This is a genomic window from Microbulbifer maximicatervae (SeqCode), from assembly GCF_052467815.1.
Genome location: NZ_CP174326.1, coordinates 1,486,616 through 1,500,561 on the forward strand (window position 1 = coordinate 1,486,616; position 13,946 = coordinate 1,500,561).

At 44.7% G+C, this 13,946-nt stretch carries 7 protein-coding genes; 5 read left to right on the forward strand and 2 right to left on the reverse strand.

From position 1 onward, the window contains the following. Position 1: 1 nt before the first annotated feature. Positions 2–1,348 (reverse strand): methyltransferase, encoded by a 1,347-nt coding sequence (locus ACJJIW_RS06430; protein ID WP_444892416.1) that lies wholly within the window; start codon positions 1,346–1,348, stop codon positions 2–4. Between the two features lie 409 nt (positions 1,349–1,757). Between ACJJIW_RS06430 and ACJJIW_RS06435 the strand changes: the two genes are divergently transcribed. The 5 genes from ACJJIW_RS06435 to ACJJIW_RS06455 are packed head-to-tail and all read left to right on the forward strand — an operon-like array spanning position 1,758 to position 10,452. Further along, entirely contained in the window at positions 1,758–2,987 is a 1,230-nt protein-coding gene (locus tag ACJJIW_RS06435; protein ID WP_444892415.1) for an NAD-dependent epimerase/dehydratase family protein, read from the forward strand. Between the two features lie 15 nt (positions 2,988–3,002). Beyond that, the gene (locus ACJJIW_RS06440; RefSeq protein WP_444936941.1) at positions 3,003–3,980 is read left to right on the forward strand and encodes an NAD-dependent epimerase/dehydratase family protein; all 978 of its coding nucleotides are present in this window, start codon (positions 3,003–3,005) and stop codon (positions 3,978–3,980) included. Further along, positions 3,970–7,101: a glycosyltransferase family 4 protein gene (locus ACJJIW_RS06445; RefSeq protein WP_444936942.1), complete on the forward strand. Its 3,132-nt coding sequence runs from the start codon at positions 3,970–3,972 to the stop codon at positions 7,099–7,101. Before ACJJIW_RS06440 ends, ACJJIW_RS06445 begins: the two co-directional genes overlap by 11 nt. A 13-nt stretch (positions 7,102–7,114) precedes the next feature. Continuing rightward, positions 7,115–9,217 carry a glycosyltransferase gene (locus ACJJIW_RS06450; RefSeq protein ID WP_444936943.1) on the forward strand — a complete coding sequence of 701 codons (2,103 nt, stop codon included), beginning with the start codon at positions 7,115–7,117 and terminating at the stop codon, positions 9,215–9,217. Continuing rightward, the gene (locus ACJJIW_RS06455; protein WP_444936944.1) at positions 9,214–10,452 is read left to right on the forward strand and encodes a glycosyltransferase family 2 protein; all 1,239 of its coding nucleotides are present in this window, start codon (positions 9,214–9,216) and stop codon (positions 10,450–10,452) included. Before ACJJIW_RS06450 ends, ACJJIW_RS06455 begins: the two co-directional genes overlap by 4 nt. A 70-nt stretch (positions 10,453–10,522) precedes the next feature. On the opposite strand, the gene ACJJIW_RS06460 is transcribed toward ACJJIW_RS06455, so the two are convergent. Next, on the reverse strand, positions 10,523–13,876 hold the full coding sequence (locus tag ACJJIW_RS06460; protein WP_444936945.1) for an amidohydrolase family protein: 3,354 nt from the start codon (positions 13,874–13,876) through the stop codon (positions 10,523–10,525). Positions 13,877–13,946: the final 70 nt, after the last annotated feature.

Here is a 13,946-nt window from a genome sequence, read left to right on the forward strand (position 1 = left end):
ATTACTTAGCGTAAGCTACACAAAAAACAACATTTGTCTTCATTTCATCCAGTGTAATATCAGGAATTTCCTCTCTTACTCTGGTCTCTATTTCCGGAGTTAAACGTTCTAAAACATTACTATGGGAAGGCTGTAGTTCCCAGGTTTCGATATTAAAAAACTTACGTGTTAATGCGCGCAATTCATCGACTCGAATGCGATTTAGATGTGTGTGTAAATAGTGATCATGTGGCAAATGGCGAACAATATTAATATGGTTCCAATCACAAAACTTAAGATGATCTGGATTCCCTTCATCTAAAACTGATGGATTATGAGGAGGCATATGGTGCCCACTCCAGCCATAAAAGTTGTGATGCAGAAATATAATTTTTCCTCCTTTCGATAACAACCCCGCAATATCCTCGAATACACCCTCAATTTCCAATAGGTGCTCAGTGACATTGTGTAGGCAAACCGTATCAAAGGTCTTTATACCAACGAGATCGCGGGTAGAGCACTGGCGTAAATCAATATCCGGGATCAAATCCATGATGTCCTGGCCGGACATTGGCGCGTTAACCCACTTTCTTATCCTTTTATTGCGAACTCTCCTGGAGTCTAAAGACATTGCAGGGTCTACACCGGTATAACTGTTTGCCCCAGCACAGAGGTAGCCCATGGCATAGCCGCCAAAACCACAACCGACATCTAAAACATTGCACCCTTGTACATATTTATGTAGTTTTCTTGGCCATGAACAGTAGCCGAGTTCAACGGCACTAGTGATGAGGTCAGAATCAAAATTCTTCAGTGCGTGGCGTATATTAGTGCAGTTGTGGAAAAATGCGATTTTAGCCTGTAATTCATGATTGTCCCAATCTTCTAAAGGCTCGATTTTCTTCAATTGTTTTGCTGCTTTTGAGCGGGAAAGTTTTGAAAATGCAGGGTGAGAACGGGAGGTGTCTAAAATTTCAATCGCTTCCCTGGCGTTATTTTCGATTCGTATCAGTTTGACTTGGTCAAAGACTTTTAGCGCTCGTTTATGTTCTGGACTGCACTTGATTGCTATTTTTATATCTTTTTCAGCTTGATCTATATCTCCTTTAGCTATATTTAGCATAGCGGAGATTATTCTCATACCTACATGGTGTGGATGTCTTGATATGAAGGTCAGCGCATATTTATCACAATTTAGAATCGAACCATTTTTTGATTCGGCATAGCAAAGAAAATAAGTAGCCGGATGAAAAGGGTTGAGATCGGCAATTGGACGCAATAACTCTCTTGCCAGGTCTATTTCTCCAGCTAATGCAGCTTGCTTCCCTTGTTCAAAATTATCCAGCTGATTGATTTCTAAAGTAGACATTTAATTTTCCAAGTAATGGTAACCAGGTTTTTTGGCGTGGATATTGACTTGCATGCTGCAAATAGGTGCAGTTGCGCTCGATTTAAATCAAATATAATAAGATTGCTTATTATTGAGTACATGCTCGCAGCTAGCATTGATTTTCTTAAATTATGAAAATATTCATAAATGTGAAAGTTGGAGCTGTCAAATAATAAATTTATTTTCTCTGGGAAAACTATTCAAGGTGCAATCTGTAAAAGTTGGCGCGGATGCTAACTCGTATAATCGGTAAAGCTGTAAAGCCTGTGTTATAAATTGGATTTTGTAAGATTCACGTTATCCAATTAAGCAGCAGACGATAACACCTCAACCCTGAATAAATTGATCTGCCAACGGCCTGGTTGGCAAAACTTGTGGAGGTGGCTCTTTGAAACTGATAATAGTCGGTGGCGATGGCTTTTGTGGATGGCCAACCTCATTACATCTGAGTAATTTAGGTCATGAAGTTATTATTATTGACAATTTTTCTAGAAGAAAAATTGATAGTGAACTCAATGTAAAGTCATTAACACCGATTCGAGAACTGAAAGAACGTATTGATACCTGGTTTGAGTTAACGGGAAAGGTTATTCGCTTTGTCGAGTTGGATGTTTCCCAGAAATTTAACGATCTTGTAAATCTAATAGAGGAGGAAAAACCAGATAGTATAGTTCATTTTGGTGAGCAGCGTGCTGCCCCCTATTCGATGAAAAGTAGCGCTACTAAAAATTATACTATCGCTAATAACATTTGTGGTACCCATAATATTCTCAATGCGATTGTAGCGACACAGCTTGATATCCACTTGGTTCACCTCGGTACAATGGGTGTATATGGTTACGGCCATGAGGAGCCCATACCAATACCTGAAGGTTACTTGGATGTAAAAATAGAGACAATTGATAATCGTCAAATTTCAGACTCTATCGTTTATCCGCCTAATCCAGGCTCCATTTACCATATGACCAAGACGATGGATTCGCAGATGTTTCAGTATTATGCGAAAAATGACAGGCTTCGTATTACCGATCTTCACCAGGGGATTGTTTGGGGAACACAGACTGAACTCTCTAGTCTGGATGAGCGCCTGATAAATCGTTTTGATTATGACGGGGACTACGGCACAGTCCTAAATAGATTTCTAATGCAAGCGACTGTCGGTTTTCCACTGACTGTTCATGGCACAGGTGGTCAAACTCGTGCATTTATCCATATCTCTGATACTTGTAAATGTATTGAGCAGGCACTTTTACATCCACCGGAGCTCGGTGAACGGCCACTGATTCTCAATCAGATGGCGGAAACACAAACGCTTTCCGATCTTGCACAATTAGTTCAATCACTGACAGACTGTGAAATAAGTTATCTGCCAAATCCGAGGAAGGAGGCAGAGAGAAATGATCTCAATGTAAAAAATGATTTACTTCGTTCATTTGGATGGCAGCCGATTCTTATTAAAGATAGCCTTCTGCAGGAAATTACAGATATAACAATGCAATATCAAGATCGGGCTGATCATTCAAAAATACCTTGCGTTTCCTATTGGACACAAGGTAATAAACTTGCCGATATTTCCTATCGGGAAAAAACTAGTGAAGTTACTGAAACCATTTCCTAGTGGGTAGCTTTAGCTATGTCTACGCGAATCCTTATTACTGGTGGATGTGGATTTATAGGGTCAAATTTAGTCAAATACCTCAATACATTGAGTTTATATGACGAAATTTTAGTTTTAGATAATGAGGTCACTGGCACTACCGCAGCATTAGCCGGCATACCTCATAAATTTATTAGAGGAGATGTTAGAAATCAGCGGGATGTGGATGAGGCAGTAAAACATGCTGATGCTGTTATACACTTAGCTGCAGATACACGTGTTATTAATTCAATAAATAATCCTGTCTATAACTTCGAAGTAAATGTACAAGGGACAGTCAATCTTCTGGAAGCAATGCGAAGATATGAGGTTAGACATCTAATTAATGCTTCTACAGGTGGGGCGATCATTGGGGAAGCTGATCCACCTGTACATGAACTAATGCCGGTGAACCCCGCATCGGCTTATGGTGCGTCTAAGGCTGCAGCAGAAGCTTACTGTTCTGCATATTCTCAGAGCTATGGACTATCAATAACTTGTTTACGATTTTCTAATGTTTATGGTCCGCTTTCCCTTCACAAGGGAAGTGTGATAGCAGCCTTTATAAAAAATATTCTGAAAGGACAGGTCTGTGATGTCTACGGAGATGGCTATCAGACTAGAGACTTTATTTTTGTAGGCGATCTCTGCCAGGGAATAATGAAGGCTCTGGAAAAGAGAGAAAATGGAGTATTTCAGCTAGGCAGCGGCCAGCCAACGTCAATTAACGAAGTAATTAGTTTACTAAGGGATGTCTCGGGCTGCCATGAAGACCTTGAAATAGTTAACCACCCTTTCAGAGCAGGTGAAGTACGTCATAACTATACCGATATTACTAAAGCAAAACAGTACTTGGGCTTTAGACCGGAAGTATCATTAAGGGACGGTATTCAAATTACATGGGATTACTTTGTCAATAAGGAGGATGCTCTGAAGCCCAGCCTCTCGCAGAGGGCCCTACAGAATGCAGATTGACAAATTTTCAGTAGATTCATTCCCTGATTTAAATACTTATGCAGGTTTTGAGTCGGACCAGAAGCTCAGAGTTTGTATAGCCACAGAAGAAATCCTAGGTCCGGTGAGAAATGGAGGGATTGCTTCAACCTACTATCACCTAGCGAAAGGACTGGCAGCACATGGGCACGAAGTACATGTGCTCTACTTAAAGGGTGAAACGGTTGAGAATGAAACACCTGAGTATTGGGTTGAGGAATTTTCCAATTTTGGTGTTTCACTGCACTACTTGGTGCACTCGGATGAAACAATTATCGGCCCCTCACAGAGTTGGCAGCGACGATATAGTGCGGCATACCGATGGTTAATTGAACAGAGACGTTTTGATGTTATCCACACTTCCGAATGGCGAGGTGGATTAATTTATGCGTTGATGGTTAAGAAATTGGGTTTGGCGTTTAAAGATACTTTATTTATTGTAAAGACATCGTCCCCGCACCTCTGGAATCGTCATTATCAAATGCAGCCATTGGTAAAAAGGGAGCTGTTACCAGCGAGTTTTGCTGAGCAGAAATGTGTTGAATTTGCCGATATGGTAATTGGTGGTAGCGCACACCTACTTTGCTTTATGCGCTATGTCGGCTATAAGCTGCCAACATCAACTTATGTTCAGCCAAATATTCTCGATTTTTCTGAAGTTCCTGTTGATGATAAACGCATTAATCGAAAGCCTGGTGATATAGTTCGCACTAACGAATTGACCTTCTTTGGTCGTTTGGAAATGCGGAAGGGATTGGAGCTCTTTTGTACGGCTCTGGATTTACTTGAGCGGACGGGGAATTGTCCTACCAGAGTTAATTTCCTAGGTAAATATGGTGAAGCCTTACCTAATCAAAACAATGAGAAGGTTGCGGACTATATTGAGCGAAAAGCATCTAGTTGGAGTTTTGAAGTCAATTGCATCACAGATTATAACCAGCCGGAAGCTCTCTCGTTTTTATGTTCGAGGGATATGATAGCGGTAATGCCCTCCCTGATTGAAAACTCCACCATGGCAGTATATGAAACACTGGAGAATAATATTCCTTTTATTGCAACGCGAGTAGGGGGAACTCCAGAGCTTATCGCAAAAGAAGACCATGAAAGTTGTCTTATCGCACCCTACGCATTTGAGCTTGCGAAAAGGCTAGAAGAGGTACTGAAGAGTGGGCATAGGATTGCGCATTCCAGTTTTGATAACAATTATAACCTTCAAGTTTGGTATGGTTTTCATGCCTACTTAGCAGATCTTTTTAAGCAGTATGGTGGCGCTGAAGCGATCACTAAGATTACAGGCTTTCCCACCTTAACAGTTTCTAATGAGATGGAGCTACCGACCCTAGAAGTAGTTGTTCTATTGCGGGATACTGAGAGTGTTATGGAATTTTCTGAGGCACTTTTAGTTGATAGACCCGACTCCATCAAATTTTTATTAATTGATCCCTATCTTGAAAATATTGCTGAGAGAGCTTCTAACTTTCTATTGGAAGCCGGTCTCAATTGTAGTTTGGTGGATTTCATTGGATTTCCAGCAGGGATTGCACTGGCAAAAAGTCTTTCTGAAAGTACTCTAGATGCTTGCATTCTCTGTGATGGTACATCCTCTCGATTAGGTGGAAAATTTTGTGGTGAGTTACGCAAAGCTCTTCAAATAAATCATGAATTCATAATCACTAGCTTTTTATCTCTACCTGAAAACAAGGTGGTAATGCCGATAGGTGGAGATATCGTGTCTGAGATCAGTTTTGGAAATGCAATAGGCACAAATATTATTTGTATCCCAAAACTGGTATCAAGCAAGGTGGGGTCAATACTCCCTTATGATATTCGCTACGGTTTGGTACAAGAATATATTTTAAGGGCGAACAAAGAATTTGGGTTTGAATTGATGGTTATTCCTGAGTGCCATCTTCGGAGTGATTACTATTTAGAGGAATTGGAAGAATCTCGAAATAACGCTAACTCAGTCTACCTTCGCTCAATGTCGTTGATTGAAAATGATAATATTGCCTATCGTAAACTAGCCCTTCTTCCTTCAGCTCAGCCTATTGGAGCTAAATTAAGACCAGCACTTTATCGGGATAAGAATCGTTTGGATGAGGAACCTGTGTGGCTTTTACATGCCGACCGGCCTCGTAAAATGAAAAACCGTAATCCGAGGGTGGTTGTTGGTTTGGACGAGAGAAATTCCCATTTGCTCTGTGTAGCCAAAGGTCCGGGAAATAGGCAATTAATAGTTAATGGCGAGCCCCAGTCAATTTCTTTGGAGCTACAAGATAATGAACTTACTTTACATAGATTCCCAATTCCAGATAAATGGGAAGAAGGAGAAAAATTTAATATTAAGTTTCTTTTAGAAGATCAAGAAATGACTTACACCCGTTTTATACGGGTTATAAAACTTTCTAAAAATGTATTTGCAGCTATCTCTGGAAGCCCAATACTTAATGAGGTAGCTGTTGAGGAGATATTTAACCAAAAATATACCTGGAGTTTCTTCTCTAAATCAGAAAATAACACACCTGAAAACATTCAAGGGGTAGATACTGAAGATACCACTTTATATGGGCAAGATCACGCAGAGGTAGGAGAATTTGTAGACAAGGATTATACAGTAGAAGGTAAGGATGAGCCTGAACATGATATTGCAAAAATTATCCATGAGCAGGGAAAAATCAATGAAACTGAATTTAAACCCAAGTTTAGTTTTCAGGCTGTGATTCAAAAATCTGGCACTACCTTGCAGCGCATATTCAAGGGATATACCGGCTCACCTATTAAAGGTTCAATTCCACCACGAGAACTATTTGCACTCGATCCACGGGTTCTTGAGGGATGGGCATGGGATAGAAGCAATATAGCTAAAAATTTAGTGATTGTCTTAGAGGTGAACGGAAATATTGTAGCTGAAACCACGGCGAATCGTTATGTGGAACGTTTCGGTACTCGAAACCCGAAACTAGCTTGGTATGGATTCCGGTTCTCTTTAACCCCAGAAATAAAGCAGGAAAACTCAGAAATTACCGTACGTGTTAAGGAAAATGGACTTGTCTTACGAAATGGCCGATTGCGTTATCTTAAACAAATGTTAGTCGCGATCTAAGGTGGCTTGAATAATGAAAGAGCTTCACGAGGATATACGCCTTGAAGCTGTTCAGAAATCTAAACGTATTTGTATCCTAACGGAGGATATGTTTGGTCCAATAAAAAATGGTGGTATTGGAACGGCTTACTTTCATTTGGCTATTTTTCTGCAGAGATCTGGTCACAAAGTCACCATCTGTTTCGTTAATGGTTTAGCAAAAAATCCTGTAAAAATGAAAATCACAAAAAAATTTTTTGCAAAACTCAATGTTGAATTTCATGGTGTTGCACCGCAAGCGCTAGCCAAAACGACAATGGCTCGTACTATGGCAATGCCCTATGCAGCCTATGAATGGCTCAAGCGAAATGATCGCTTTGATATTGTCCATGTTTCAGAATGGCGTGGAATGGGTTATATAGCGTTACTTGCCAAGAGTCTTGGTATTGCATTCCAAGATATACATTTTGCTGTTAAAGGTTCTTCCCCAACACTCTGGTCTGCTGAAGGTAATCAACAATTCCTTAAAGAGGAACGGCAATTGGGGTGGGTATTTATGGAGCGCAGAAGTGCCGAGATGGCAGATACTCTGATCTGTGGAAGTCAGCATTTAGTCTGCTGGATGGAAAATAATAAATACCGCCTGCCTGAGCGCAGCTACTATTGGCCAAATGTATTTTTGGATGATCTATTACCTGATAATGAAGCCATAAAAAATAGTAATTTAGAGACAAAAGAATGGGTGTTTTTTGGGCGGCTTGAGCCTCGCAAGGGGGTCATTCTTTTTGTGAATGCATTAAACACTCTTGCTAAAAGAGGGGTTAGATTACCATCGATTACTTTTTTGGGAGGACACTCTTATCGATTTGATGCGCGAAAATTCATAGAGGAAAACCAGAAGCATTGGAGTACAGAAGTCTCATTTATAAGTGATTGTAATGCTATACAGGCTGTAGAGTATTTGAGTGGAGAAGGACGTTTGGCTGTGATCCCAGCTTTGTTAGAAAATTCCCCGATTTCTGTCTACGAATGCCTTGCAACTAAAGTACCATTTATTGCTGCTGATACTGGTGGTACTCGAGAGTTACTTGATGACGAAAATGGAAAAAAAATCCTCTTCAAGCCAAATCATATTGCTTTAGCGAGAAAGTTAGAATTACATGCAAAGAAACTGCCTGCGCCGGGTATAAAACACCAGAGGCTTAAGAAGTCGTTAGATGTATGGAATAAATGGCATGGCCAAGAGCATTCAATTATTAAAAACGCCCGATCTTCCAATAGACATGATCCCTTAGTTTCTATATGCGTAACTCATTTTGAGCGTCCAGACTTTCTCTATCAAGCGTTAAAAAGCATTGAAGATCAGACTTATAAGAACATAGAAGTTATTGTGGTTGATGATGGTAGCCATTCACAAGAAGCGCTACACGCGCTGGAAATTATAGAAAGTCACTATCAGAAGAAGGGCTGGCAGTTTGTATACCAGGAAAACCGATATGTAGGGGCTGCTAGAAATACTGCAGCACAAAATGCAAGCGGAGATTATCTACTTTTTTTTGACGATGACAATGTCATGATGCCGGAAATGGTAGATAAGTTGGTTTGCGCGGCAACTTTTGCAGATATTGATTGCCTGACCTGTAGCTCTATCCGATTCAGCGGCAAGGGGGCACCTAATACTCCAGAAGGTAAGCTCGGAACTCAAATTCGTTTTATGGGGCCAGCTAGAGCTTGGGCAACGAAAGTAAATATAGTCGGTGATGCGACGTGTCTGATAAAAGCTACTAAGTTTAGAGATCACGGAGGTTATACAGAGAGATATAGAACAGGTAAGGATGATATTGAATTCTATAGCAAGCTAATTTTAGCAAAGGAAAGTGTATCCTATTATCCTGATCCTTTATATTACTATCGCACCGGTGACAATTCTATGAAATCCAGAAATCACCTTCAAGAAGAAGGAGATTTCAGGCAAATAAGTCCTTACCTTGAAGGGCTCGACTCGGAAGAGAAAAGTCTCCTACTACTAAGAAAACAGCAAAAAGAAGCGAAAAAAAATAAAGGGGGAAAATATAAGCCAGGGCTTTTAAAGCGAACGATTCGAAGGCTGCGTAAATTCGCTAGGGTGAAAGTTTGAAAGTAGTTAAGTACATTGAAATTGCTAGTGAAACACGCTTCCCCCTTATTTGTATCTTCCGTGATGAATTGGATATTCTCCCGGCTTTTCTCGACCACTACCGGTCTTTAGGTGTGACATGTTTCCACCTGGTGGATACGGGAAGTAGCGATAACTCGGTAAGCTATCTACTGAAGCAGAATGATGTCCAGCTATACGAAGTTGATTGTGGCTACCCCCAGGCTAACGCAGGTGTAGATTGGGTTAACCGAATTGCCCGGGACTACTGTCAGGGAAAATGGACTCTTGTGGTAGATGCTGATGAATTTCTCTGGTTACCTGAAATTTCAGGTAAAGCTTCACTGAAGGTTACGACTCAACTTATGCAGAGTGAATTAGCTTTTGCTCTATATACTCCACTAATAGATTTCTTTAGTGACAACCTTCAAGGGAATACATATGACATAAGAAATCTTTCTGAGTTAATCGAATCAACGCCTAACTATGTATCTTATAAAAGCTTTAAGAAAAAAAGCATATTAGCTTTTCCTTTTTTTGAAATTCGCTCCAAAGCCAGAGCGCAAATATCTGGTATTTCTGATTACTTTGTTAAATCCTATAAAATTCCGCTGGTTTATTGGCGGACGGGTTTTCAATATTTACGTTCAACCCACTCATGTACGCCGGTTCCTCTCAGTAAAAATTGCGCTCATCTTCTCCATTTCAAATTTCGGTCAGGCTTTCAGCAAAGGCTTAGTCGGGAACTGCAGAACCCTGACCGGATGAATGCTGATGTATATCGTATTTCCAAGGCCATCATTAAAAATCAGATAACTATCCCTCAATACACATCGGATCTGCGCAAGATAGATGGATTCGGGGAAAGCGATTGGCTAACAAAGATGGATTTTGATACTGATTGGCAGAATGAAAATAAGTCCAAAAGCCACTATTTCGAACTACTCACACAGCAAAAGATAGCCTCTGAGAGCTTTCTCGCCGATAACTTAAACCGTATAACCAAGTCTTTTAGTTGGCGACTGAGCCGGCCTTTACGCAGATTTCTGTTTCATCGAGGCATATTACGACACGATCACTATCCAGAAAGGCTCGACCAGGATCATCCATTAGTGGATCAGACGATTGCCATCTATGAGTCATTTTGGTGGTTGGTTACGGGAATCTTTAGACTGCCAGTCGCAATCTATCGCGCCATTCTCTGGCATAAGCTGGGAGGACGTCGCCGGACCAGGTAGGGCTTTATACAAAAAAGGCCGGGGAGGTTTGTCCCCGGCCTTTTGTTTGCATCTCAGTTTGTGCCTGAGGTTAGTGTACCCAGTGGTGGCGTTCCATCTTCTCCTGTACCGCTTCTGCCGTAGGAGCGGGCATAGCGCTGATAGGCAGGCGTTCGTGGAAGAATGCCAAGCGTTCGCTAGCCCCTACTTCGTTCATGGTTTCCGCCTCAAACACACGGCCATTAATTACCGTGTAGGTAATGTTCTCCGACAGGCGCAGGTTATCCAAGGGGTTGCCGTCAACCACGATCAGGTCAGCCAGCTTACCAGCCTCAATGCTGCCGATATCACCGTCCATACCCAGGTAGCGGGCACCATCGATGGTACCGGCGCGGAAGGCTTCCCAGGGAGTAAAGCCGCCCTGCTCCATCATCCACATTTCCCAGTGGGCTCCAAGCCCTTCGCGCTGGCCGTGGGCGCCGATATGTACGGTGACACCTTCGTCGCGCAGCTGCTTGGCCTGACGGGCCACATTAAAGTGGTTGTAGTGGGCATCCGGCGCAGTGGGGCGACGGATAGAGCGGGGGTTAACGATAAAATCGGGGGTAAAGCGGGTCAGGCGCTCGTTCTTCCATACCTCCGTGCGGTCATACCAGTACTCCTCACCCCAGAGACCGCCGTAGGCCACGACGAAGGTCGGTGTATAACCCACTTGGGTTTGGCTCCACAGCTGCTCCACATCGCCGTAGACATTGGCGATCGGCAGTGAGTGCTCGATACCGGTGTGCCCGTCCACAATCATGTTCATATTGTGCTGGTACTTACCGCCGCCCTCGGGCACTACCATAATGCCGGCTTCGCGGGCTGCCTGCAGCACTTGCTGGCGCTGGTCGCGGCGGGGCTGGTTGTAGCTCTTCACCGAGATGGCGCCCATTTCCTTGAGGCGGTTCACGTGGAACTGAGCGTCCTCCAGGGAGTTGATCTTGGCTTTGTAGCCTGGACCTTTGGCGCCATAGAGGATGGTGCCGGTGGAGAAAATACGCGGCCCAGTAATCAGGCCGGCCTTTTGCATTTCAGCGGCGGAGAAGATCTCGCTGCTGTCATTGGAGGGGTCGTGAATAGTAGTCACTCCAAATGCCAGGCTGGAGAACAGGTTCCAGTTCTGCTGCGGGATAATTTCTTCGCGACCCTGAGCACCGTGGGCATGTGCGTCAATCAGCCCCGGTAAAACGGTTTTGCCGGTGATATCGATACGCTTCGCTTCGGTGGGAATCTCCACTTCCGCTGCGGGTCCCACGGCGATAATGCGGTTGCCCCGGAACAGAACCACACCATTGTCGATAATTTCACGGGTGTTTTCCGCATCGCGCATAGTGACAACCTTGCCGCCGGTGAGGGCAACGAGACCTGCGCGATTGTCGAAGGACTGTTCAAAGCTCAGGTCGATGCCTTCAGAAACTGGCTCTGGCAGTTCCTCCGGAGCGCCGGCGACAAATTCGAAGGCGTCCTTCAGTTCACGCTCGAACAGTTTGGGGCCGTGTGCCCAGCCCAAAGTATCGCTATCGGCAGACCAATGCAGGTTTTCACCGGCGCGCTTGGATACCTGGGTGACTTTGACTGCTTTGCTATTGGGGCCGATAACCTCGGATTTGCCGGTATGCATAAAGGGCGCGACAAAGGCTTTGAAGTCCTGGGTGAAGGCAACCCACTTGCCGTCCGGAGACAGGCGGAAGGAAGTAATCTCAGCGCCGTGCAGGTGCTCGCGCTCATCCTTGCCTTCCAGGTTGGTGCTCTTCAGCACGCGCTTGCCGCCGTCAGCGTTTTGGTACTCGGAGAAGTAGATACGATCTTCGCTGGCGCCGAAATGAGGCTCATAGCCGGACTTTACGACCCGGCGCTGCCAGTCGCCATCGGCGTCTGCCAGGTAAATGCCCGGCTCCAGGGAGTACTCAGGGCTGAGCAGATAGCCACCGGTAAAGCGACGGTAGGCCACTGCGTCACCACTTGGAGAAAAGCTTGGTTCAACGTACAGGCCCGGCTGCTTGGTGATGTTTTTACCGCGACCGTTGCGAGCGGAAACTACCCTCACATGGCCCAGGTTTTGGTCGTCCCAAGAGACATAGGTGATCTCGCGACCATCGCGGGACCAGCTGGGATAGAACTCAAAGTGGTCGTCCTGGCGGGTCAGACGACGACGCTCACCACTGGCGACATCCTGAATATAAATCTTGCCCAATGCCTGGAAAGCGACCTGCTTGCCGTTGGGGGATTTCTGCGCCCAGCGAATCATCTTCACATCGAAGGTTTCCGGCGCTACGTCTACCGGGAAGCGCACCGCATCCGCTACCTGTTTCTCAACTTTCACATGGGCCGCAATCGGTGCGACGCTGTCGCCGTTGATGGAGATGCGCAGGAATTTACCGCCAGTCCAAACGACCAATGACTCACCATCGGGCATCCAGTCGTATTGAACGTAGTTGCCATGGGGCCCAAAGATTTCCTGCAGGTCGCGTTCGAGGCCGGAGTAAACCGGTGTTTCCAGTCCTGTGTCCAAATCTTTCAGGAACAGGGAGGTTTGGTTGTCCTGGCGGCGAATAAAGGCCAGTTTACTGCCATCCGGGGATGGTACAGGTGCCACTGCGCCACCGGGACCGGAGACAAAGGTTTCCTCTTCACCATCCTGGAGGTCATAGCGGTTGATGGCAAAAATTTCCTGGGTGGAGTTTTTGTTGTACTTCCACACGGTGCCGGGGGTGGTATCGATGGAGTAATAGACATAGCGTCCATCTGGAGAGAAAGCTGGATCGGCAATATTTTTCTGGGCGATATCGCCACCGATGCGCTCTTTCAGTTGGCGACCTTCACCCCCACCGTAGTGGTACATCCAGATTTCACCGGCGGGGATACTGCGGCCAGACATAAAGCCTTTACGCGCTACCAGGTACTGGCCATCGGGGCTCCAGTTAGGTGAGTGCAGCAAGTTTTCCTTTTCTGTCGTGAGCTGGCGAAGGTTGTCGCCATTGCGATCCATCAACCAGATGTTGTCGGCGCCGTCACGGTCGCTGATAAACACGATGGTCTTGCCATCCGGGCTGAAGCGCGGCTGCATATTCCAGGCGATTTCATTGGTCAGGGCTACCGCCTCGCCGCCTGCTACCGGCACTGTGTAGATATCGCCGAGCATATCGAACAGGATGGTTTTGCCATCTGGGCTGATATCCAGGTTGCTCCAGGTGGTCTCGCGGGTGTCCAACTGGATCGGTTTGAATTCGTAGGGTGGCTTGTTGATATCCCAGGATTGGGCTTCCGCCTTTTCTACTTCCTTTTCTTTGGTAGCTTCGAGAGCGCTTTCGGCTTCTGCCACAGCACCCATCGGCAGGGTCAGTGCCAGGACAGCCAGAGCCAACAAATGGCGGCGCGGCTTGTTCTGCTTGGTGGTGTTCATTGAAATATCCCTCCGCCCGATTCTGTGTTTGGCGGCTATATTTGTTTTGTTGGGTTGAGTAACCGGTTGA

Excerpts from the sequence above, each read along its gene's own strand:
- ACJJIW_RS06430 (WP_444892416.1), bottom strand. The coding sequence starts at position 1,348 with ATGTCTACTTTAGAAATCAATCAGCTGGATAATTTTGAACAAGGGAAG.
- ACJJIW_RS06440 (WP_444936941.1), top strand. The coding sequence starts at position 3,003 with ATGTCTACGCGAATCCTTATTACTGGTGGATGTGGATTTATAGGGTCA.
- ACJJIW_RS06445 (WP_444936942.1), top strand. The coding sequence starts at position 3,970 with ATGCAGATTGACAAATTTTCAGTAGATTCATTCCCTGATTTAAATACT.
- ACJJIW_RS06450 (WP_444936943.1), top strand. The coding sequence starts at position 7,115 with ATGAAAGAGCTTCACGAGGATATACGCCTTGAAGCTGTTCAGAAATCT.
- ACJJIW_RS06460 (WP_444936945.1), bottom strand. The coding sequence starts at position 13,876 with ATGAACACCACCAAGCAGAACAAGCCGCGCCGCCATTTGTTGGCTCTG.